The organism is Kroppenstedtia guangzhouensis (assembly GCF_014637345.1).
Lineage (GTDB): Bacteria > Bacillota > Bacilli > Thermoactinomycetales > DSM-45169 > Kroppenstedtia > Kroppenstedtia guangzhouensis.
This window is the reverse complement of the sequence record NZ_BMEX01000004.1, coordinates 219,588-241,947: the sequence shown is the minus strand read 5'-3', so window position 1 is coordinate 241,947 and position 22,360 is coordinate 219,588. Positions and strand designations below refer to the sequence as shown.

Sequence of the window (22,360 nt, the reverse complement as noted above, 5' to 3'; positions counted from 1 at the left end):
CGCTTGGAAAAGTCTTATCCGCCTCAGACCAGCCTGAATGAACAAGTGATCATCAACAGTTTGCGACAGCTGGGTTTCACAGTGGAAAAGGGCGGGTCGAAAAAGACAAATCAAAAGCGTCTGTTCTCCGCTGTCATTGGAAAAGCCACAGAACGCCTCGTATTGGAATGAACCCCGGAAATCCGGGGGTTTTTTATTTGATTTGCGCCCTTAGCAGCATAAACGTGGATCTGTGAATTGAGGAGTCGAATATTATTGATGTGATCCATCACCAAAGTTTGATTGACTTGATCCCCCAGGGAGAACAAAGGGCGCCACCACACCCTCCCTGTGAATTATCGCTTGGCCACACGTGCCTGGTATACCCCCGATATTGATGAGATGCTTCGTACAAAAAATCAAACCCCTTTTTGTGAAGGGGTTCTTCAATGGCTTATTTCTTCATCAGCCTGTTGACTGTCACCATCAGTTCATCGATCACTTCCTCGTCACCTTCCTGGATCCGTTCGACAACGCAGCTTTTCATGTGTCCTTCCAGTAGAATTCGACTGACGCTGTTCAGGGCCGACTGAACGGCGGCGATCTGGGTCAATACATCATCGCAGTAGGTATCATTCTCAATCAGACGACGCACCCCGCGGATTTGTCCTTCAATGCGGTTCAGTCGGGAGGTGAGATTGTTTTTTACCCGATGGGAATGGTGGCTTTTTCTCACTCTTTTTCTCCCGGGATCCAGATCCGGATTGGCAATCTTCATTGGTTCTCCTCCTTCCTTTCCATCATTATACACAGCAGTTGATTCTTTATTTGATATAAAACTTCCACTTTTGAAACCAAGGTCACTTCAGCTTGACCCGTTGCAACCGAAGCGCGTTCAGAACGACGGAAACGGAGCTGAAAGCCATTGCCGCCCCGGCCAGCCAAGGAGCCAAGAAACCGACTCCAGCCACCGGGATGCCGATCACATTGTACGCCAGAGCCCAGAACAGATTTTGATGAATGTTCCGCACCGTCTTCCGGCTCATGGCGATCCCGTCGGAAATGCCGTTCAGATCCCCGCGCATCAGGGTGACATCCGCCGCTTCCATGGCCACGTCTGTCCCGGTGCCGATCGCCATCCCGATATCAGCCGTCGCCAGGGCAGGCGCATCGTTGATCCCGTCACCCACCATCGCCACCCGGTGACCCGCCTCCTGCAATTTTTTCACTTCCTCCGCCTTCTGTTCCGGCAACACTTCCGCGATCACATGGTCCACACCCACTTCCCGGGCGATGGCACGGGCCGTCAGTTTGTTGTCACCTGTCAGCAACACCACATCCAGTCCCATGTCATGCAAACGCCGGATCGCTTCCCTGGACGTTTCCTTTATCGTGTCGGCAACGGCGACGATCCCGGCCAGCCGCCCATCCACCGCCGCCAACATCGCGGTTTTTCCTTCCTCTTCCAAGCGGCTCATGTTTTCTTCCGCCCGACTCCCATCCACACCATACCGATTCATCAAGCGACGGGTTCCGACGATCACTTCGCGTCCATCGATCACAGAGCGGATTCCGTACCCCGGAATCGCTTCAAACTCTTCAGGGGATGTAACTTCAATCCCGCGTTCCCTGATTCCGGCCACAATCGCCTCCGCCAAGGGATGCTCCGAGTTCTTTTCCGCTGAACCGACCCAATGGAGGAACTCCTTTTCATCCATATCCAAGGGATGGACATCGGTCAACTCCGGTTCCCCCTGGGTTACCGTCCCCGTTTTATCCAGCACCACCGTATCAATCCGGTGGGTCGTTTCCAGGTGCTCTCCACCTTTGAACAGAACTCCGAATTCCGCAGCCCGACCGGACCCGGCCATGATCGATGTGGGTGTGGCCAGACCCAGGGCACAAGGGCAGGCGATGACGAGGACGGCGATTGCTTTCTCAAGGGCGGAGGCAAAGTTTCCGGGGTTGACAGCGAAGAACCAGATCAGGAATGTCACCAGAGCAACCCCCACCACAATGGGCACAAAGATCCCGGAAATGCGATCGGCAATCCGTTGGATCGGGGCTTTGGAACCCTGGGCCTCTTCCACCACCCGGATGATCTGGGCGAGAGCGGTCTCTCTGCCCACCTTGTCAGCCCGGATCCACAACACACCATGACCGTTGACTGTCGCTCCAATCACAGGGTCACCCACCCGTTTTTCCACCGGGATACTTTCCCCGGTCAACATCGACTCATCCACTGCCGAGGAGCCTTTCAACACCTCTCCATCGACAGGCACCTTTTCACCGGGCTTGACAATCACCACGTCCCCGACGGTCACCTCTTCCACGGGGATGGTGACTTCTTCCCCTTCCCGGATCACCAAGGCATTCTTGGCCCGAAGCCCCATCAGTTTTTTGATCGCCTCGGAAGTGCGTCCTTTCACTTTTGCTTCAAACAACTTCCCGAGCAGGATCAACGTAATCAAGATAGCGCTCGTTTCAAAGTACAGTTCCGGCATGTGACCCCCCTGTCCCGCGTCGCGGAGCATGAGGTACAGACTGTAAAAGTAAGCCGCGGAGGTTCCCAGTGCGACCAGCACATCCATGTTGGCACTGCCGTTTTTCAAAGCCTTATACGCCCCGACATAAAATTGCTTCCCAATGACAAACTGCACAGGAGTTGCCAACAGCAGCTGGAACCACGGATTTAGCAACAGTTCAGGGACCCACAGGAACGAAGTAAAGGAAAAGTGTCCCGCCATCGTCCATAACAGGGGAAGGGATAGAATCGCCGCTATGACGAACTTCCACTGTTGAGCTTGAATCGCCCGGTGACGGCGATCCTCATCATTTTTCCCTTCGTCCTTGGGGATGGCGGTATACCCTGTTTCCTCCACTTTGCGGATCAGATCATCCACCGTGATTTCCCCGGAAGTGTACACCACACGGGCTGTCTCGGTGGCCAGGTTCACATGGGCGCTGTTTACACCCTTCATGCGGTTTAATCTCTTCTCGATCCTGTTGGCGCAAGCGGCACAGGTCATGCCTCCGATCTGGAGATTCGCCTCCTCCTTGACTGTGTCATATCCCAGATCCTGTATTTTCTCTTCTATCAGCGATACATCCGCCTTCTCCGGATCATAAGTGACAGATGCCTTTTCCAAAGCAAGATTGACATGAGCCGAGCGGACTCCGGCCACCTTGCTCAATCCCTTCTCGATCCGGTTGGCACAGGCGGCGCAAGTCATGCCGCTGATTTTGAGGGAAGCCTTCTTCTCCATCTTTATCACCTTGCTTAAATACCCTTACAGGGTATATTCAAAAGGAAAAGATAGCCGCTTTAAGCGGCTCATCCTCTTCACGCAACGTCATACCCTTGATCTTCGATGGCTTCTTTCACTTGTTCCAACGTCACTCGATCCTCGTCATAGGCGACCTGGACTGTCCCGGCTTCCAAATCGACCGTCCCTTTCGCCCCGATCCGCTTCAGGGCGCCCTCGACGGAATCGACGCAATGACCACAGGACATCCCTTTCACATGTAATATCGTCTGTTTCATTTATTTTTCCTCCTTTGTTATACCCACAGTGGGTATATCACCGCCAAACCCAATATACAATACCCTGCCAGGGTATGTAAAGCCCAAAATGAATAAAAATCGCCAATCGAGTCGTTTCGAAATGAAGTCAGCAGATGATCGCTTCCCGCTGACGTTACTGTCCTGCCTCGGAAAACGCGTCCTTCAATCAACGGGCGGGGCGAACGATCACCTTTCCACCGTCTTTGCGATAACACAGCTCCCGGCCGGGCCCCATCCACCACCGGACTTCCTCATCGTGAAAAGGATCAGTCTCCCCTTCAGCAGCGGAAATATCCCGGTGTTCGGACTCCCTTCCGTCTTCCATCGCACGCAAGGCGATCTCCGTCATCTGCCGATAACAATCCCGCACCCGGCCTGCCAACTCATCCATCAACGCCTGATCCACACTGGTCAACTGGTACTCTTGTCGTCTCTCCTGCATCATTCTCACTCCTCCGAACAGAATATCCGTATCCTGTGCAGGTCGGGATTGGTTTATACAAATGCAAAGTAGACCTTGTCACCTCATTCAAAATGGTGTAATCTTTTTTCTAAACCATATACATAGAATTTCTATGTACCTAGATATGAAAGGTGGGAGCCGGATGTATGACAGGGAACTGGTCAAGGGGAGCACCTCTCTGCTCCTGTTGCACCTAGTAAGCAAACGGCCGATGTACGGTTACGAAATGGCAAAGGAGATGGAAAAGAAGAGCAACCGGGAGTTGACGATCAAGGAAGGAACGTTGTATCCCGCCCTTCACAAACTAGAGCAGAAAGGGTTTATCGAATCCTTCTGGCAACAGCAGACCGGAATGCCAGCACGCAAGTACTATCGGGTCACGGCGGAGGGAGAGGCCCTGCTCCGGGAGAAAACACGGGAGTGGCGCTCCTTCGTCTCGGTGATCGATCGGGTGCTGGGGGAGAGCACATGAAGATGCATCCGGCCAAGAAAGTCTACCTTCGCCGCTTGGAACAGGCACTGAGAGCGTCCGGGGCCGGAAGGAGATTCTGCTTGAATACGAACTTCACCTGGACGAAAAACTGGCGGAACCGGACATGGCAGGCATGGACCCGGATGAAACCCTGGGACGGCTGCTGGAGGAAATCGGCGATCCTGAAGACTTGGCCCTACAGTTCGACACTCGACCGGAGATGACCATGCGTCTGGCCGTCCTCCGGATCGTGGCCGGAAATCTGCTCCTTTTCCTGGCGGGATCTTTGTTCGTCTACCTGTGCCGGTCCACCTCCATTCATTTGCTCAAGGCAGGCTGGTCGGCGGTGGCCCAATATCCCCAGGTGTTGATTCTGCTGTACACCGGACTGTGGGCGCAGTCACCGGGTCGAGAGAGAGGAAGGCTTCCTTCTTTTCTTTCTCCTCCCGGGGAGCTTTCATCTCTTCCTTCCCGGTTCGGGGCGTGAGGTGGCCGCAGGTGAAAGCAAAGAGGAACAGGTGACCAGCAGGACCTTCACCGCCCGAAACAGGGTCTCCCAGAGGTTGAAGGGAGCAAGGGTGTCCGGAAGGTCCAACAGCATCTGCCCAAACACCTCGTCCGCCGTCCCCAGCAAGGGAATGATAATCACGAGCAACGGAACGGCGGCCAGCAAGCCGAAACCCACCCGGAAGGCGACACGGCGCTGTTTTCCTTTTAAGATCCCGCTCCCCAAGGTGGGGATTTGCGGAACTGATGATCGTGACCTCGATCAATTTCGGCATCCTGTTGGTGATCCGCCCCATCCGGGACTCCTCCGGCTGGTGCAGATACTCCTCAGCCTGCTGGTGGGATTCAGCAGTGTCATGCTGGCCTCCGCCCACCTGCACCTGTCCCTGTATGAGGAAATATACGGGTACACCTACCTCCGGGTTTTTGCCCATGCTTTCATGGTGCTGCTGCTCCTGTTGACCCTGGTCACTCTGTTCGGCATCTGGCGGAGGCGGTTCTCCCTGTGGCTGCCGTACCTGGGGATTGCACTCACCCTGTATCTGGCCCTCAATTTCGCAAACATAGATCACTGGTTCGCCGACAAGAACATTCAACGGTGGAAAAAGACAGGGAAAATCGATCCCCATTATCTGGGTGAGCTCTCCCCCGATGCGGTCCCCCTTCTGCTGCAACTGGTTGAAAATCCCGACCTCGAGGAGGCGGATCGCAACTGGCTCCTCACCGGACTCGATCAAACCCGGAAGGGATTGAACAGCAAACAGGAACTGCGCTGGCAAGCCTGGAACCTGTCCAATCAGCAGGCACGGGAGGCGCTCCAGTGATCCCCACCCTCCTTCCCAACACAACCCGGTGCTCATTTCAGCACCGGGTTTTTGCATCACTTTTTCTCGATCCGCTTCGGATCACAATCCGGATTTACCCGGTTTTCCGGTCCATGCAATATCGAAAGGGGGCTACATGAAACCTTTTTCTCTGGAACAACCAAGTCTTGCAAAAGAATGGTTGACGAATCCTGGGATTGGGTCTAATATTATACCTACTATCCCGATATGAATTAATGAGAGGAGTCTTATGGTTTGGACTCCCATTCATGATATATATCGGCAGACCCATTTTATTTCGGGAGGTTGGAACATTGTATACCAGCTTGGCGGTATCCGCCGCCCTGATCCTGTTTCTCATCTGGCTGAAACGCAAAAAAGTGAGCTTTGGCATCCGTGTGCTGGTGGCGATGCTGCTGGGGGTGGCTGTTGGAGCCCTCTTTGGAAAGGATGCTGAAATTGTCGGTTTCCTCGGGGATGCCTTTGTCCACCTGATCAAGATGTTGGTCCTCCCGCTGGTGGTGACAGCGATCATCGCCAGCATTACCACCATCAAGGACCCGGCCCAACTGCGAAAGATCGGGGGCAAAACCATCGGGCTGTTTCTGGTGACAGCGGTCATCGCCAGCATCATTGGCATTCTCGTGGGAAATGCCTTCAATGTTGGAGCCGGAATGGATTTCGATGTGAAGGATCCCGGTGAAGCCCGGGAGATCCCCCCCGTCACCCAGGTGTTTTTGGACATGATTCCGGACAATCCAATCGCCAATGCGGCCGAGGGTAAGATTCTGCCAGTGATCCTTTTCGCCATGCTGATCGGGATTGCCATCACCATTGAATCCCGGCGCAATCCGGATTCCGTCGAACCGGTAAAGCGCTTGATCGAATCCTTTTCCCGGGTCATTTTCCGGGTGACCAAGATGGTTCTGAAGTTGACGCCTTACGGGGTTTACGGACTTCTGACCCAGGTGGCCGCCATCCATGGACTCTCCACCCTGCTCCCCTTGATGGAGGTGGTGATCGCGGTTTATCTCGCCTGCCTGATCCACTTGGTCGTAACCTACGGCAGCCTGGTCACTTTTGTGGCCAAGGTGAACCCGATCCGCTTTTTGAAAAAGATCTGGCCGGTGATGGTGGTCGCCTTCTCCACCCGAAGCAGTTACGGAACTCTCCCGGTCACCCTGAAAACGCTGACCAGCCGGGTGAAGGTCTCTGAGAAGATTTCCAGCTTTGTCGCCCCCTTGGGTGCCACCATGAACATGGACGCCTGCGGCGGTCTCTACCCCGCCATCGTCGCCATCTTCGTGGCCAACGTCTTCCAGATGGACCTGGGCCTCACCGACTACCTGATCCTGGTCACCACCGCCACTCTGGCCTCCATCGGCACCGCCGGCGTCCCCGGCACCGCCTCCATCATGACCACCGTCGTCCTCACCAGCATGGGCTTGCCTGTGGAGGGGATGGCCATGGTCCTCGGCATCGACGCCATCCTCGACATGGCCCGTACCACCGTCAACGTCACCGGCGACACCGTCGCCTCTCTCGTCGTTGCCAACTCCGAAGACGAATTCGACCGCGACGCTTTCAACAACGATCAGGAAGACGAGCTGGAACTAAACTCAGCAGCGGTATAAATACACCTCAAAATGACCTCCCAACAGGCAGGAGGTCTTTTTTTGGGTTTGAACGGAAGGATTCCGATAAAACTCTCCCATTGGAAACGATAGTTTTGTATTTCCAAATTCCTTGAGAGAGTATAAAATAAGAATAACATGAAGAGTTGGAAAGGAGTGGACGCGGGGATGTATGGTATGGGAGTAAGCGAAATCGGCGAAATCATCCGTAAGGTACGCAAATAACAAGGAAAGCGGCTGGAAGATCTGGCGGATGAAAAAATTTCTCCGGCAACCATCAGCAATATTGAGCGGGGTGTCTCTCACGTTCGTCAGGATAAAGTGGATTATCTACTGGACAAGTTGAATATCTCCCTGGAAAAGATCCCTGAATTGATACTGGGGGAAAAAGAACAGTTAAGCGATTTGAAATTTGAATTGGATGCGATTGAATCCTTGAAACGGATGGGACAATGGGCTGAAGCACTGAAGGCTTTAAACCGACTGGATCTGTCAGATGATCATCCCTATGCCCCGGAATACTATTGGTTAAAGGGAACCATCCACCTGTTTCAGAAGAAGTACCCAAAAGCCGAACGGTCCCTGATGGATGCCATTCGACTGTCCAAACAGAGCGGTTACGCCGCCAATGCCAACATCGAGGCTTACAGTTTTAACGACCTGAGCCTGTGCAGCTACTTTCAGAACGATCTGGAGCGGGCGCTTCAATACACCAAAAGCGGGCTGGCTGCTTTGAACCCAGAGGGCGAACGGGACTTTGTAAAATACATTCTGCTACGAAATCAGGCAACCTATCTGGAACGATTGGGGAGAGTCGTGGAAGCCCTGCGGATCGTGGAAGATATATGGGACGAACTGCCCCGGGTTCAGAAGGCGGAGACGGTCCTGGGATTTTATTGGCTGAAGAGTGAACTGCTGCGAAAAAGCGGTGCCTTGGAAGACGCGACCCGTGTCGCCCGGGAAGGGCTGAAACTGGCCAGCCTCAATCGTCATTTCCCCATGACCTATGATCATTGGGTTGTATTGGGCAGTATCTATATGGATCAAAAAGATTGGGGAAAAGCGGAAACTCCATTAAACATCGCCCTGAAAGTCGCCGAAAATCAAGTTGATGACAGCCGGGTGGTTCGGGGTTACATACAACTGGGACTCTTAAACATACAGAAAAAACAATGGCAATCAGCCAAAGAAGCTCTGCAAACGGCCATCACCAAGGGAGAAAAACTTCAAAGCACAGCCTATCTGACAGATGCGTTCCTTACCATGGGCAACCTGTATTCAGCTCAGGATCAGCTGGAAGAAGCAGTCGGTTATTTCCATAAAGCCGCGGAGTTAGCTGAACAACACGAATACAAGGATAAAGGAGTTCAAGCTTGGTACCATTTGGCCATGTGCTTAAAAGATCGAATTCAAATGGAACTGCAATAAAAACAGGCCCTTCTCGTCAACAATTTCTTCCTCATCGTGAGGCCGGACATGGATCAGGACAAGCTTTTAGCTGGGTTAAACCCGGCTTTTTCTCTCAAATCAAACCGGGACAGTCTGAGCGACTGTCCCGGTTTACGCTTCTCCCATCCCCTTGGTGATCTCCATAAAAGAGGGGATCTCATAGTGATCCTTTTGGTTTCGGTCGTCGTGTTTAACCAGCGGTTGGATAAAAGGCTCTTTTCTCTCCTGCCCGTCCCGCTCCCAATACTGTTGCAGCCGATCCTGGGCCTGGTTGAACAGGATGCGCAAGTCAGTCCGGTATGATGCGAAGGAGGGATCCACCTCTTCCATCTGACCCATATATTCCTTGCACTGACTCAAAAACCGGTGCAAATCCCGGGCCATCTCTCTTGCATCCCGGGAGGCTTCCTCCCCTGATCCTGTCACCCTCGGATCGGAGCCCCCACCCGGTGGTGAGGTCTTCCGACGTAGATACTGAATATTCCGCTGCACCTCATGGGTCTTCATCCCGATATTGCGGATCTCATACCCAAATCCGGGCAGTTCCGACTGCAACGCTTCCAACTCCTGCACCAATCCCTCCAGATACTGCTCCATCCGCCGAAACCGCTTCTCCACAGTCTCCGCCACTTCTCTTCCCTCCTCCATGAATAAAACAGGCGACAACCCCCAAGTCATCGCCTGTACAGCACAAAAGTTTCTATAACGGTAGAACTTCTCATATGAGTATAAACTGATACTAGAATAGGAAGCAACGTTTAGATTAGGACATCCATATGAGTAAGACCCATATTGCAAAAAAGTGAAGGTATTCCATCCTGATGCATAGAAGTCAGAGTCATTCCTCATGATAGAACAAAAAGTTTAAAAGGAGAATCGCCATGGATTATCAACATATCACCGTTGCCGGCGGCGGTGTTCTGGGAAGTCAGATTGCGTACCAGACCGCTTTCAAAGGATTTAACGTGTGTCTGTATGACATTGATGATGATTCGTTGGAACGTGCGAAAGAAAGAATCATGAATCTAAAGCCACGTTATCAAAAAGATCTGGGAGCCACGGAGGAAGAGGTTCAAAGGGCTTGTGACCGCATCTCCTTCACTTGTGATTTATCCGAGGCAGTTGCAGAAGCTGACCTCATGATTGAGGCGATTCCTGAAGTAGCGGATATTAAAACCGAATTTTACAGGAAGTTAGGCAAGGTGGCTCCTGAAAAGACCGTATTCGCCACGAACTCCTCCACCTTGTTGCCCAGCCAGTTCGCGGACGCGACCGGCCGACCGGAGAAGTTCTTGGCCTTGCACTTCGCGAATGAGATTTGGAAGAACAATACAGCCGAAATCATGAAACACCCGAGAACAGATCTGGAAGCGTTCCAAGAGGTGATTCAATTTGCAAAACAGATTGGCATGGTTCCTTTAGCTTTACATAAAGAACAGCCGGGCTACATTTTGAACTCCTTGCTGGTTCCTTTTTTAAGTGCTGCCCAGTCGCTCTTGGCAAAAGAAGTGGCGGATATAGAAACCATCGATAAAACATGGATGATCGCCACAGGTGCTCCCCGGGGTCCTTTTGCCATCTTGGACGTCGTCGGACTTAAGACTGCTTATAATATCGCACTGGCAAAAGCAGAAAAGACAGGTGATCCCGAATCTAAAAAGGTGGCTGACTTGTTGAAAACAGAGTATATCGATAAAGGAAAACTGGGAAGGGAAACCGGAGAAGGATTCTACACATATCCCCATCCCAGCTTCATGAACCCGGACTTTTTAAAAGGCGAATGATTGTAGATAACTAGAAGACACCCCCGATATCGCCCAAATCGGTGATTTCGATGAGATCTCCGAGGGTTTCTTCCGGATCCTCAGGGTGAATCACTGCCACGTCCACCCGGTAGCCTGAAACACCCACCCGGGTGTCCACTCGGGATCCCAGCTGTCGCATGGGATCACAGACCTGTTATTCAAAGATGGAGTATCCTGCTCCAGCCTGCAACAATCACCTGTCCACCCCGATAAATGAGGGCAACCCATTCTCCACCGGACATTGGAATGCCTCGTCAAAGATCACAGGTCTTTTTCCAAAGGCTCGGAGGCCGTCAGCTTAGCCGCAAAATGCAGCGAATAACGAATCATCGGGATTTGGGTCTTGGAAGTTCCGGTTACAGGTTTCCGCAACATGATTAAAAAGCGATAAATATCTATGCTATTCTGGACATAAGGAATACTTATGCCACCAACAAAGGGGAAGAAGCATGGAACTGAGACAGTTGAGGTACTTTGTCGAGGCGGCGAGGTTGTCTAATTTCACGCGGGCGGCGGAGCGGCTCAGGGTCGCCCAGCCGGCACTCTCGCAACAGATCGGGAACCTGGAGCAAGAATTGGGAATCAGGCTTTTTGAGCGTTCCGGTCGGGGAGTGACCCTGACCAGAGCCGGGGAGGCGTTTTTTATCGGTGCGGAAAGGACTTTGGCCGAGGTGAGGCGGGCCGAGGACGAGGCCAGGATGTTTGTCGATTTTCCCCACGGCAAGGTAAGAATCGGTACACTGGACTCTTTGGTGCAGGCCAGACTGCCACGCATTCTGGTGGAGTTCGGACGGATGTATCCAGGGGTGGAGGTATCCATCCGGGAGGAGACGACAATCCCGTTGCTCGGCGCTTTGAAAAGGGGTGAGCTCGATCTTGTAATCGCCGCCAGATTGGACGGAGTGTCTGCTGAACAAGTTGACAGCCTGAACCCCCCGGCCAATCTGGCGGTAAAGACTTTGTACCGGGATGAGCTGGTCCTCGCGGTCACGAAAGGGCATCGATTGGCGGATCGAAACCATATTTCCCTCAAGGAGCTGAAGGAAGAGACCTTTATCTGCTTCAAGGAGGGTTCCTGGGTCCGTGCCGTCCTGCTGGCGACATGTGCGGAGAAGGGATTTAAGCCGCGCATTCTCTACGAGTGTGCCGAACCGCGAACGCTGGTTGCGGCGGGACTGGGAGTGGCGGTGCTTCCTCGCACCATGACCGAACCACCGGGACCACCCGTCGTCCCCCTCTCTCTTGATCCGCCAATTTCGCGGCCCATCGCTGTCTTTTTCGTCGAAGGACGCTATCTGTCTCCGGCGGCGGAAACCTTTTTACGTTATGTGTTGGAGCACCTGGTGTCCGATGATCCGGCCTGATCCTTGGATTTGAGGTACCCGCTGATGATTTGCTCCATGGTTTTCCATCCCGAGTATTCCCCTTTGGAGATCAGAAGAACTGCACTGGGAGCCCCTGCTGTCCAAACATCCTTCGCCTCTTTGTTTTTCTTGAGGCGGATTTGAATGTACCCTTTAAGTCCAAGAAAAGGCTTGTGGATTTCAATGGTGTCGATGTCCCGAATCTGAAATTCACGTGGATCTCTGTCACGGACCAACAAAATCAACTTTCCATTCCTTACAATGGCAAGGTACTTTTTCGATAATATTGAGAACTGATCCACCCTTTTCGTCCTCCGGAAAATTTTGATCTTCTCGATCTGATGTTAACATGATCGATCCCGATCAGTGAAAGACAGATATTCTATTTCTGACATAAGAATTTCTTATACCTCTGCAGTACTGGTGGCAGCGATCATGCAAAGCGAGGGCGGACAGATCCCGAAATTAAAAAAGTTGACGCCTGTGGAGTACAAACGCCAACCTGCAACTTCATTGTTTTCTCACCGTATCAGGCTGTTGATTAGCCATATTTTGGGTGGGGAGATCGTGTTCTACACGCTCTGGTTGCCATCCAGCAAGGAAGTAATGATGGCCGCTCCAAATCTTCCGATCGGGCAGGGGCAAAGCCTTACGGAAGCAACACAAGGAAGAATGTTGCCCCAAAACGCCCTCTCTCCAGATTCTCCGCTGGGTAGGATGGCTTCCTTAAATCCAGGGCTTCAGCCCATCCGGACTGTAGTGCCTGTGGTACAAAGGTCGCTTTGGCAGCACACGACTCCCTTCCGCCGCCCATTTCTGGTTAATCAACAGCCCTGTTACCGTATATGAGAAGTGTTGTGATTTACTGCGTTTGAAGGCGGTCGGGATTGGGTTTCACATGTCGTTTAAATCACCCCATGTGAAACCCAACCCTCCCCACGAATAGCTTTTTTCACAACGCTTCTAGCCCAACTTTTCCTTCAGCTTGTCGCAAACCGCATCTCCCATCTCTTCCGTCCGGGCGCTTCCGCCGAGGTCCGGCGTCACTTTTTGTCCCTCTTCCAAAACGTCCTGGAGCGCCTCCAGGATCGCTTCCGCCGCCGCACACTCCCCCAAGTGATCCAACATCATGGAGGCACACCAGATGGCGGCCACGGGATTGGCGATGCCTTTGCCAGCGATGTCCGGGGCTGAACCGTGAACAGGTTCAAACATGGAGGGATATTTTTTCTCCGGGTTGATGTTGGCCGACGGAGCAATTCCGATTCCGCCGACAATGGCGGCTCCCAAATCGGTCAGGATATCTCCGAACAGATTGGAAGCCACCACTACATCAAAGGTGTCCGGTTGGGTGACAAAAAAGGCGGACAAGGCGTCGATATGAACAAGACGGGTTTCCACATCGGGAAACTCCTGCTGAATCTTGCGCACATATTCGTCCCAGAACGGCATCGTATAGTTGATCCCGTTGGATTTGGTGGCTGCCGTCAGCCGTCTACGTTTCCCCTGATCCCGGACCGCCTGGAAAGCATAGCGCAACACCCGCTCCACACCGGTCCGGGTGAAGACGGTGTTCTGAATCGCCATGTCCTGTTCGGTTCCCTCGTAGATGCGACCGCCCATGTTGGAATATTCCCCTTCATTGTTCTCCCTGACCACCAGAAAGTCGAGGTCCTCCGCTCCGCGTCCGGCGAGGGGGGAACGGATGCCGCGGAGCAACTTTACAGGCCGAAGGTTGATATACTGTTGAAAGGTACGGCGAATCGGCAACAACAACCCCCAAAGAGAAACGTGATCCGGCACGCCGGGATAACCGACGGCCCCCAGATAGATGGAATCAAAGTCTTTCAGGATCTCCAGTCCGTCTTCCGGCATCATTTTGCCATGTTGGAGGTAGTATTCACAGCTCCAGTCAAACTCGCGGTAAGACAAAGCAAGGGATCCGTCGATGTCCGCGATCGTATCCAACACTTTTTTTCCTTCCCGGATCACATCCACTCCGATCCCATCCCCCGGAATCAATGCGATGGAATATGGTCTCATAGGTTTGTCCCTCCTGTCTGCAAAGCACGGATCAGGTTTGTCAGCAACACCCTGTATGGGGTGGTTAATGGATTTCCTGATTTGTTATCACATATCACAGGTTGGCCCCCTCCCCAAGGGACGACTTGTTCCCCCATACCGACCAAACTTTCCTAATCTGAATCTCCCTCCCCCTTCACCCTGGGAGCGATCCGGTCGATGCGGTTGGTCCAGATCCAACCGGAGTAGCCGGAGGGGATTCGGTTGAGATCTTCGCCTGTATCGAATCCTTCAGAGAAACCCCCGCTGCCGGCCACCAGGATAACACGTGTGTCGACCCGATCCATCCGTTCCATAAAACGGTCGGGCCAGCCCCAAAGCCAAGGGGCGATTTTTTCAGGAATGTGCAGTTGTGTCTGCTCGCAGGCGGAGGGAACGACCCCGGTCCAACCGACCCCGATGTAGGGGATCAGACAATCTTTCATCGTTTCCCGGGACATGACACGGACATCCGGAAGGTGTCGGTGTAACGTTTTGATCGGTTGATCTCCGCCGTATACACTGAGGCGTTTCCGATGCTCCTGTGGCAGAGCGGAGAGGCGCTTTGCCAGCTTCACCCCCTCTTCCGGATCCTCACTTTTCACATGGATGAGAAAAGAACGATCGGGAAAAGTGGACAAGACTTCATCCAGTGAGGGCATGAGGGCGACTCCTTTCCCGCGAAAAGGAAAGGTTTTGCCCCCATCAGCAGTATAACCGTAGCCCACATCCAGTTGCTTCAGCTTCGCCATCGTGTAATCCCGTGTGACCCCTGTGCCTTCGGTCCGGCAATCCAGAGTCCAGTCATGAAACACGGCAAACTGATCATCCGCTGTCAGATGAACATCCAGTTCCACCACATCGGCACCGGCCGCAAATGCCGCCCGCATCGAGGGGATCGTATTCTCCAGATAAGGATGCTCCGGCGGATGGATCCGCTCCGCGGTGCAGGTTTCATTGGTCACCCCCTCCATGTCAAAGGTTTGAGCCAGCCCACGATGGGCCAGCAGCTTCGGCTTCCCGGAACCGGATTGTACAAATAACGAGCTGTTATTGAAATATACAAAGATCAGGACGCAGAGAAGGAACCACACCCACACCCGTCTTCCGGTATTATTCAGAAGCAACCGCTTCTTCGTCGACATGTTATACTCACCTGACCTCATGTGAAAATAGGCTGGTGCTTCGGGATGAAGGTTTCTATTCCATTCAGTGAGTGGTCTTCGGGAGTGCGTTTAGGGGCCACATTCTTCCTCGTGACACTTCCTTAAGGGTTTTCCCAATCTGCTGAAGGCTTCCAGGACCGAACCCGGGATCAAGGATCACCTCTCAGTTTACACTTAAACTTAACGCAAAAAAAAACTGGCTTATAGAAGCCAGGACCTAAAAGTATTGTGATTTACTGCGTTTGAAGTGGGATTGGGTTTCACATGACCTTCCGGTTGTTCTTACGAGCCAAAGTCACTCTATGTGAAACCCAACCCTCCCTGTTTTCCACAATGCTTCTAATAAAGGTTTCCCGATTCATTTCCTCTCTTTATAAAATCCAGTTCCGTTTTCCGGAGGCGGAACGCGAAAGAACTGTGACAGGGTGGCAGCGATATCGGACAGGGTGGACCGATGGCCAAGGAAGGCGGCAGGCCTTTTTTGATTGTATGACAAGATAAACGTTTTTTCCCGGGTGTGTTGACTGTGGCCAGCAGTGGGATCATTGCCGTGATCGGCGCTGATCAGAAGCAAGTCGTTTTCTCCCATCTGATCCAGAAGTGGGCCTAAATGCCGGTCCACCTGCATGATTTTCCGGGCATAGCGGTTGACATCCTCCGCATGACCTGCCAGGTCGGTTTCCTGAACGGTTGCGGCGATCAGTCCCCGCTCCAGCTGACTGAAACGATTTCTCACATTTCGCATCACCTGGTCCGTATCCACGCCGGGAAGGGTTTCGGCCCCTTCACATGTGATCACATCCTGCATTTTTCCGATCAGATGGACGGGCCAGCCGGCCCGGACCAAGAGTGTGGGGATCTGTTTCTCCGGGTCGACACCGTAGCCAAGGTGGCGTGCTTGGTAATTTTTCCTGTAAACACCCGATTTTGGGGAGTTGAGACCGATCAGGCCGTCTTCCCGGCGTTCCACATTCTGTCGGAGATGTTCGGGGGAGATTCCTTCTCCGCCCAGGGCGATCACACGATTGACCCGCACTTCTTCCCGGACGGCTTTTCCGATTTTCAGTACCTCCGCAAAGGAAATCACGTCCAAAGCGGCGGAGACGTTGTAAATCTGTCCGTAGTCGGTTTCGATGTTGTCTCCGATGACGACTCCGGGATTCACCCACAGGTATGGGAGATCGGGATTCGGGACTTCCACGCGATATCCTTCATTTTGCAACGCTTTTTTCACACGGGGGAGAACTTTCACAAAAGGCTCCCGCACCGGTTTTCGGGGTCGGGTTCCCATGATTTCCTGGTGACCGGCATAGCTGTCCGCCCCTTCATGCTGTAAGTTCAGGGTGCCCCAGCTGGCCAGGGGAGGTTGGTTCCGGAGACGGGGATGATGCAGCAGTTGATTGATCCCCAACTTCTCCAGGTTGGGGATCTCGATCTGTTCCGCCTGATCCAGGATATGGCGAAAGGTATCGGCCCCAACATCACGGGGACGTACCTTTGGCACATCATCCATGGCTCCGACTCCCAAGCTGTCCAATATGAGTAAGATGGCCCGTTTTTTCATCCCAATCGACCTTCTCTCAACTAAGTGACTCTCCCAAGTGGTTATAGATTCCCTTGATCTCAGGTCTTCCCGAATGCAACCCCGATACCACGGCGACTTCGCTGCGGGTGACAAAAATCTGGGTCCGAAAAGCGAATAAGACAGTTTCGCCCACTTCGACCGGCATCTTTCCCACATGGAGTCCGATGGTATAATCGATGGCTTCCGGTGCCAGTTCCATCAGGGGTACTTTCCGGTTCATCATCTCCTCCAAGTTGCGCCCGATCATGGCTAGTCGCATCCGGGAGCGACGATAGTGGCCTCCTCCGTAGGCATAGGCGACGTCCCCCTCGCGATGGGAAATCTCGCTGATATAGACGATGGCCGGTTGCTCCGGTTGACCGGGGTGCTGGTGTAAGGGAGTGGTCCCCGTCAAAGCGTGTCCAGGTTCTCCATGTGTAGCTCCCATGGATTTCAGCAGAGAGAGGCTGGCACAGGAGGTGGCACTGGGGGCGTTGATTTGATCCAGCGGGCGGTTCAATCCCTCTTCCAGGGTGCGTTTAGCGCGAATCAGGGTTTCAAAATTGGGCGTGGGGACGATCTCTTTTCCATCATACAGCAGGCAGGGAAAGGCGGTGACGCCGGCGATACGCACCCCTGGCAAGGCTTCGATTTCCCGGGCCGCTGAGATCCATTCTTTTTCCCTAAACCCTCCCCATTGACCTTCATAAACGTAATCCTCTTCTCCCGTCACTTTCAGCAAAAGGTCTTGCCGGTAGTGGCGGGCACGGGCCGCCTCGGATATTTCCCGAGCTTTTTCCAGGGAGAAGACAGTAATCACTTCTGGGTGGTAATCGAGAATTGCTTCCACCATGGAAGAGGGAATCTGCACTAAATGTCCGACATGTCCCAGTGGAATCCCGGCTTTGGCCAGATGGAGCGCCTCCCAAGGATCGACTGCCACCGCACTGGGGATGGAGTCGGCAACGGCCTGTGCCACTTCAGGATTACGTCCGACCTGTTTGGTCATCATATAGAGCTTCATTCCATTTTTCCGGGCGGTTTCAGCCAGTTTGGCGGCATTTTCACTGATGGTATCCAGGTCGAGAACATAGGTGTTGGGACGAATCGTTCCCCTTTGGTGCAGATGAACGGCATACTCCGCCAACCGGGGGTTTTGGGAGATGGTTGTGGAAAGAAACATGTTATACCCGCTCCCCGGTCACATCGGCGATCGCCTTGCGCAAGATTTCCATGGTCAGTTCCGCTCCTGCCCGCATGGGATTGAGGCGGATTCCCGTTTGTGCCAGTTGCGGACGGCTTTCCAAAAAGGTTCCCGACGGACGGTAGATCATGGGAAGCACTTCGTAACGGGACTCGGCACCTACGGGATAGATCGCGGCGCCGTATTTCTCGCTGGCGGCAATCACCTGGGGGGCGATGGGTTCCTCCAGTTCCAATATGACATTCTTGGATTGAGAAAAGGTGATATAAGCTTTGGCTACCAGTGGAACTTCCCCATTGTTCAATCCCCGGCACAAAAAATCCACTTGTTCCGTCTGAACAGCGATGGCCACCGGAGCCATGACCAGGGAGCGGAGAAGCTCCATGGCTTCAAACCCCTGAACCTGTCCGCCACCGGAATAGTTGCGTTTCTTAAGGGTATCGATGGGTTCCTTTTTCCCCACGACGATTCCGATGCCGGGAGGGCCCAGCAGTTTAAACCCGGAAAAACAGGAAAAGGAGGCTCCCAGTTCAACCCCGATTTTGGGCACCTTCAGGGCTGTGTAGTTATCATCCACCACAATGGGCAGATCGGGACGGTAACTGCGGACCAATTGGATCACAGAGTCCAGATCATAGGTATCTTCCGGGTGTTGTCGGGAATGTTGCACATAAAACACTTTACAATCCCGTTGTTCCTTAAGAGCATTTCTCAATGCCTCTGAATTGTTGTAATCCACAACTTTGGGGATTAACCCCATCAAACGAACCGTCTCCTTTGTTGTTTGGTACATCGGGCTGGTGTGTACCATCAATGGGTCTCCCGGTTCGGTCAATACCGCCAAAATCGTGCGAATGGCTCCTGTTCCGGCTCCTCTTACAAGTGCACATGCTTCAACCCCGAAAAATCGAGCCAAAACCTCCTCCACTTTTTCCGTTTGCAAAGGCCTGCCCTTACCGGGGACCACCCCCAGGTCTCCGAGATTCAGAAACTCATTTCCCCGGAATGTTGAAGCGATCGCTTCTGTCAGTCGGAATTGCATTTCCTTCGCTTCATTCACCGTCATTGTGTTCAAATTTGCAGGTCCCATGATCCTCCTCCTCAGAAGCTAAACAGCAACCCTAGATATTCCCTATATGTGCATGTTATTGAGGTGGTTTAAACAACCGGCCACAGCCCCGATGCCAGTGATCACGCCGACCACAACCGCCCTTGTCAGTCCTTTTTGTGTTCTTTATTTACAGCGTAAATGACAGGAAGCGCCGGGGATTGTCCACCATCATGGTATCGATTTCTCTTTGGTGGACGCCCCTTTCTTTCAATCGGGGAAGAAAATCGGTAAACAAGTGTTCATAACCGAATCCCCCGTTTACTTTCAGGTAGGACTTTTTGGTGATGTCTGTGGATAACATGATCTGTTTTACGTATCCTTTGTCCAGGATCCACAGAAGATCATCCAACCGTTCTTCATCTGGACGGTAAGCATTTTTTCCGATGGTATCAAACTGGATGTAGACGCCTGACCTGAGCAGAGCTTCATATTCTTGGCGGTTTCCGTTCAGATCCTGATGGCCGATGGAAACTTTGGAAAGATCCAGGTCGGCTCGGGAAAAGAGGGAGAGCTGTTCAGATCCCATAGTGCCCATTTCACAATGGGTACTAAGAGGGGCGCCGGTTTTTCTTTGCGCCTGGATAGCTGCTTGGAACACTTTGTATTCATCCGGTGTGATCTCATGGAGACTGCTGCCAATTTCGGAGATGATTCCAGCGCGAATGCCAGTGCCCTCCACTTCCACCGTCAGTTCTTTCACAAACCGTTCTGTCAGCTCTTCTTCGGTTTTTTGAAATACCTCTTCTGTGTAATAGGACTGTTTATAAAAGCCCGTTGCAGCAACGATTGGAATCCCGTGTCTCCGGGAAAGAACGGCCAGGGATTGGACATCCCTGCCCATTCCCCGGTTGGTCACTTCCACGATCCCGCCGCAACCGGCAGCGCGGAGATTTTGCAGCTCCCGGTTCAGTGGATCGGAGTCGGCCAGTATGGCATCCTGATCTTTCCGGATCCGGGAGAGATCCAATACGACGTGTTCGTGGATCAAAGTCGGCCCCAGTGTTTTGGGTAGAATATCTCCAGTGACGGTTCTGATTGCGTAACCCATCGTGTCATTCCTCCCGATAGATCAACCGGCAGCCGGCGTAAACAGCTGCAATACATAGAGCAGATTTAAGATCAACCCGGTCAAAATAGCGGCCAGGGGAGAGGCGGCCAGACGGATGACAGGCCGACCCAGTGCCTCATTCAGTGCGTAAAGGGCGACGAAGATGCTGAATCCGGTGAATTCCCCCATCTTGAGCACAGCCAGCACCGACCCCAGCAGCAAGGCAATTTCCATCACGTTGGAGATGGCCGTTCGGATGCTGTCCGAAGCTTCCCGCAAGGATGGGAAGCGTTCCAGGACCTTTCCGAGCTTGGACAGAAGCAAAACTTCCAAAGAGATGATAAGTGCCCCTCCGATGGCGGCGACTACAGGGTTGGGAGCGAGGTAGGCGATGGGGAAAATAAAGGTGAGTCCCACGACACCGTATACTCCCGTGGTCAGCGCAGTCGTTACGATCAGTGGCACAAAACCGATCCCGCGAAGGAAATCGGCCAGTGCCGCCTGCTGGATCAGTGATTGGGTCTGGGCCGGATCGGTGGCGTTGTAGGCTTCTTTCAAGGTAAAGATGGAAACTTCGGAACCGGCAAAGTAACCCAGGTTGGCAACGACTGCGATCAATGCTCCGGTGACGGCGAAGAAGGGGAGGCCTCTGCGGATCCGCTGTGTCCGTTCTTCAAACAGAGATTCGCCTTCGGGAATGGAGGAAGTCTCGCCTCGATCCTTCATCAGCGCAAATATCACCAGCAAAACAGTCCCCACGAAAAGCTGACCGGCTTCCGGAAGGAGTTTAAAGTCCTTCGGCAGGATCAGGCCCAGCTCCACCAGTTGTCGCACCAGCAAAACCAGAGCTGCGGAGAAAGTCGCCTTTTTCCACCCGAATTGATAAGCAATGGCCAAAATCGGGAAGAGGGCGAACCCGGCCAGCACTGGAGAGCTCAGTTCTCCCAAAGCACCGATGAAATCGATGGGAAAGAACCCGAAGGCGGATTGCACAACTGTCAATCCCGAAACGACAGCCACTCCCCAAGCGCCTCCAAACAAAGCGGCCATCCAAGCCCGTGTGGCCAAAACCCCGAGGATATCGGTGGGCAAAAACAACAACCAGGGGTTTAGCAGTTTGGTGGACAGGGTGAAGGCGATTCCGACAGAAGCGATAAAACCCACACTCAATCCAAAGGAGATGGAAGCCAGTTCGGGACGTTTCATTCTCCCCTCGATAAATTCAGGCATGATGGGACGGATTCCATCGTGAAAAACCGCCCGCCCATAGAAGGAGAGGAGAGCTGTACTGGCAGTCAACAAGGCAACCAAAATCATTTTCATCAGGGAGAATTCCATGAGAGGTTCCTCCTCCGGATTATTGATCAGAATGTCTCAGAAAACTTTGAACCAAGATTGGGACTGTCATTTCGATGGCTTCCACAGACATGCCGAAGGCGATTTTCCCTTCCTGGACCAGCTTTTCGATCTCTTGGGGATTGGGTCGGCCTCCTGCTTTGGCGACGGTAGCGCAACGGTTGTAACCCAAGATGCCGATAGCTACGGACAGAGCTGCACCTCCACCGCTGTTACAGGCGCCCAAATAGTAATCTGCCTGTCCGGCTTTCACTTTTTTGGCCCCTTCAAAGTCAGAGGTGATCACAGCTTCTACCCGATCCCCTCCAGTTTCATCCACCTTCTTTTTTATCAGGTCCTTTTGCAAGCCACCAATTACAATGCGAATCATGAAATATCCCTCCATATTTGTATTCGTACCCGACATCAGTCCACTTTGGGATGTTTACGTAACAGTGCTAAGTACAAAGCGACAAAACCGGTTTCCGCTGTGGGAACCTCTGCCTCTGAATCCTGAATACACTGGCGTAAGATCTTTTCCGCTTCTCGGTTTAATTCAGGGTGATCTCTTACAACCTCATTTACTTGCTCATTGATTTCGGTGATGGGTTCCCCCTTGGAAATCCGCTCGGCCGCGATGGCCAAATGGTTGGTAAAGGGTCCGATGCTTTCGTTGGTCGGATCCAGGTACCCCTGTCTTTCCAATTGACACAGGGATTCCCACACCTTTTTGCGGGTATCGGGTTTGATTTGCTTGCTGTTGACAAGCAAGTCCAATCGTTCTTTCACTTCCTCCGGTAGCATGTCTC

At 52.8% G+C, this 22,360-nt stretch carries 24 protein-coding genes; 8 read left to right on the top strand and 16 right to left on the bottom strand.

Features of this window, described 5'->3' with window-relative positions; genetic code table 11:
- Positions 1-3: 3 nt before the first annotated feature.
- Complete coding sequence (locus IEV46_RS07725) at positions 4-171, top strand: hypothetical protein (protein WP_188431636.1); 168 nt, start codon at positions 4-6, stop codon at positions 169-171.
- 262 nt (positions 172-433) lie between these two features.
- Here IEV46_RS07725 and IEV46_RS07720 read toward each other — a convergent pair whose 3' ends face one another.
- The 4 genes from IEV46_RS07720 to IEV46_RS07705 all read right to left on the bottom strand — a co-directional run bounded on the left by IEV46_RS07720 (position 434) and on the right by IEV46_RS07705 (position 3,986).
- Positions 434-757 (bottom strand): metal-sensitive transcriptional regulator, encoded by a 324-nt coding sequence (locus tag IEV46_RS07720; protein WP_188431633.1) that lies wholly within the window; start codon positions 755-757, stop codon positions 434-436.
- Positions 758-839: 82 nt separating this feature from the next.
- Positions 840-3,245, bottom strand: coding sequence for a heavy metal translocating P-type ATPase (locus IEV46_RS07715; RefSeq protein WP_188431631.1), 2,406 nt, complete (start codon positions 3,243-3,245; stop codon positions 840-842).
- Positions 3,246-3,322: 77 nt separating this feature from the next.
- Positions 3,323-3,523 (bottom strand): copper ion binding protein, encoded by a 201-nt coding sequence (locus IEV46_RS07710; RefSeq protein ID WP_188431629.1) that lies wholly within the window; start codon positions 3,521-3,523, stop codon positions 3,323-3,325.
- A 187-nt stretch (positions 3,524-3,710) separates the two neighbouring features.
- Positions 3,711-3,986 (bottom strand): hypothetical protein, encoded by a 276-nt coding sequence (locus tag IEV46_RS07705; protein ID WP_188431627.1) that lies wholly within the window; start codon positions 3,984-3,986, stop codon positions 3,711-3,713.
- Positions 3,987-4,149: 163 nt separating this feature from the next.
- Between IEV46_RS07705 and IEV46_RS07700 the strand changes: the two genes are divergently transcribed.
- Positions 4,150-4,479, top strand: coding sequence for a PadR family transcriptional regulator (locus tag IEV46_RS07700; RefSeq protein WP_188431625.1), 330 nt, complete (start codon positions 4,150-4,152; stop codon positions 4,477-4,479).
- Between the two features lie 124 nt (positions 4,480-4,603).
- Positions 4,604-4,966 (top strand): hypothetical protein, encoded by a 363-nt coding sequence (locus IEV46_RS07695; RefSeq protein ID WP_188431623.1) that lies wholly within the window; start codon positions 4,604-4,606, stop codon positions 4,964-4,966.
- Here IEV46_RS07695 and IEV46_RS07690 read toward each other — a convergent pair.
- The gene (locus tag IEV46_RS07690; RefSeq protein ID WP_188431610.1) at positions 4,937-5,152 is read right to left on the bottom strand and encodes a DUF4153 domain-containing protein; all 216 of its coding nucleotides are present in this window, start codon (positions 5,150-5,152) and stop codon (positions 4,937-4,939) included. The two genes, IEV46_RS07695 and IEV46_RS07690, sit on opposite strands and share 30 nt — an antisense overlap.
- Here IEV46_RS07690 and IEV46_RS07685 point away from each other — a divergent pair.
- The 3 genes from IEV46_RS07685 to IEV46_RS07675 all read left to right on the top strand — a co-directional run bounded on the left by IEV46_RS07685 (position 5,118) and on the right by IEV46_RS07675 (position 8,872).
- On the top strand, positions 5,118-5,810 hold the full coding sequence (locus IEV46_RS07685; protein WP_188431608.1) for a DUF4153 domain-containing protein: 693 nt from the start codon (positions 5,118-5,120) through the stop codon (positions 5,808-5,810). The genes IEV46_RS07690 and IEV46_RS07685 overlap by 35 nt on opposite strands.
- Before the next feature lie 314 nt (positions 5,811-6,124).
- Positions 6,125-7,444, top strand: a complete 1,320-nt coding sequence (locus IEV46_RS07680) for a dicarboxylate/amino acid:cation symporter (RefSeq protein ID WP_188431606.1) — start codon at positions 6,125-6,127, stop codon at positions 7,442-7,444.
- 321 nt (positions 7,445-7,765) lie between these two features.
- A complete protein-coding gene (locus IEV46_RS07675; protein ID WP_229735964.1) occupies positions 7,766-8,872 on the top strand; it encodes a tetratricopeptide repeat protein in 1,107 nt (368 codons plus the stop codon).
- A 132-nt stretch (positions 8,873-9,004) separates the two neighbouring features.
- On the opposite strand, the gene IEV46_RS07670 is transcribed toward IEV46_RS07675, so the two are convergent.
- Positions 9,005-9,523 (bottom strand): hypothetical protein, encoded by a 519-nt coding sequence (locus tag IEV46_RS07670; protein ID WP_188431604.1) that lies wholly within the window; start codon positions 9,521-9,523, stop codon positions 9,005-9,007.
- Positions 9,524-9,774: 251 nt separating this feature from the next.
- Between IEV46_RS07670 and IEV46_RS07665 the strand changes: the two genes are divergently transcribed.
- A complete protein-coding gene (locus IEV46_RS07665; protein WP_188431602.1) occupies positions 9,775-10,677 on the top strand; it encodes a 3-hydroxyacyl-CoA dehydrogenase in 903 nt (300 codons plus the stop codon).
- A gap of 10 nt (positions 10,678-10,687) precedes the next feature.
- Here IEV46_RS07665 and IEV46_RS07660 read toward each other — a convergent pair whose 3' ends face one another.
- Positions 10,688-10,837 (bottom strand): putative endonuclease domain-containing protein, encoded by a 150-nt coding sequence (locus IEV46_RS07660; RefSeq protein WP_188431600.1) that lies wholly within the window; start codon positions 10,835-10,837, stop codon positions 10,688-10,690.
- A gap of 310 nt (positions 10,838-11,147) precedes the next feature.
- Here IEV46_RS07660 and IEV46_RS07655 point away from each other — a divergent pair, with 310 nt between their 5' ends.
- Positions 11,148-12,062 (top strand): LysR family transcriptional regulator, encoded by a 915-nt coding sequence (locus tag IEV46_RS07655; protein WP_188431598.1) that lies wholly within the window; start codon positions 11,148-11,150, stop codon positions 12,060-12,062.
- Between the two features lie 963 nt (positions 12,063-13,025).
- Here IEV46_RS07655 and IEV46_RS07650 read toward each other — a convergent pair.
- The 9 genes from IEV46_RS07650 to IEV46_RS07610 all read right to left on the bottom strand — a co-directional run bounded on the left by IEV46_RS07650 (position 13,026) and on the right by IEV46_RS07610 (position 22,355).
- Positions 13,026-14,105 (bottom strand): tartrate dehydrogenase, encoded by a 1,080-nt coding sequence (locus tag IEV46_RS07650; RefSeq protein ID WP_188431596.1) that lies wholly within the window; start codon positions 14,103-14,105, stop codon positions 13,026-13,028.
- 152 nt (positions 14,106-14,257) lie between these two features.
- Positions 14,258-15,268 carry a glycerophosphodiester phosphodiesterase family protein gene (locus IEV46_RS07645; protein WP_188431594.1) on the bottom strand — a complete coding sequence of 337 codons (1,011 nt, stop codon included), beginning with the start codon at positions 15,266-15,268 and terminating at the stop codon, positions 14,258-14,260.
- 379 nt (positions 15,269-15,647) lie between these two features.
- On the bottom strand, positions 15,648-16,853 hold the full coding sequence (locus IEV46_RS07640) for a phosphopentomutase (RefSeq protein ID WP_188431592.1): 1,206 nt from the start codon (positions 16,851-16,853) through the stop codon (positions 15,648-15,650).
- A gap of 16 nt (positions 16,854-16,869) precedes the next feature.
- Positions 16,870-18,036, bottom strand: a complete 1,167-nt coding sequence (locus IEV46_RS07635) for a YhfX family PLP-dependent enzyme (RefSeq protein ID WP_188431590.1) — start codon at positions 18,034-18,036, stop codon at positions 16,870-16,872.
- A 1-nt stretch (position 18,037) separates the two neighbouring features.
- Positions 18,038-19,147 (bottom strand): aminotransferase class V-fold PLP-dependent enzyme, encoded by a 1,110-nt coding sequence (locus IEV46_RS07630; protein WP_188431588.1) that lies wholly within the window; start codon positions 19,145-19,147, stop codon positions 18,038-18,040.
- A 148-nt stretch (positions 19,148-19,295) separates the two neighbouring features.
- Positions 19,296-20,216: a phosphotriesterase family protein gene (locus IEV46_RS07625; protein ID WP_188431586.1), complete on the bottom strand. Its 921-nt coding sequence runs from the start codon at positions 20,214-20,216 to the stop codon at positions 19,296-19,298.
- A gap of 21 nt (positions 20,217-20,237) precedes the next feature.
- The gene (locus tag IEV46_RS07620; protein WP_188431584.1) at positions 20,238-21,554 is read right to left on the bottom strand and encodes a YhfT family protein; all 1,317 of its coding nucleotides are present in this window, start codon (positions 21,552-21,554) and stop codon (positions 20,238-20,240) included.
- 19 nt (positions 21,555-21,573) lie between these two features.
- The gene (locus tag IEV46_RS07615; protein ID WP_188431582.1) at positions 21,574-21,942 is read right to left on the bottom strand and encodes a DUF2620 domain-containing protein; all 369 of its coding nucleotides are present in this window, start codon (positions 21,940-21,942) and stop codon (positions 21,574-21,576) included.
- Positions 21,943-21,977: 35 nt separating this feature from the next.
- On the bottom strand, positions 21,978-22,355 hold the full coding sequence (locus IEV46_RS07610) for a PRD domain-containing protein (RefSeq protein WP_188431580.1): 378 nt from the start codon (positions 22,353-22,355) through the stop codon (positions 21,978-21,980).
- Between the last annotated feature and the right edge of the window lie 5 nt (positions 22,356-22,360).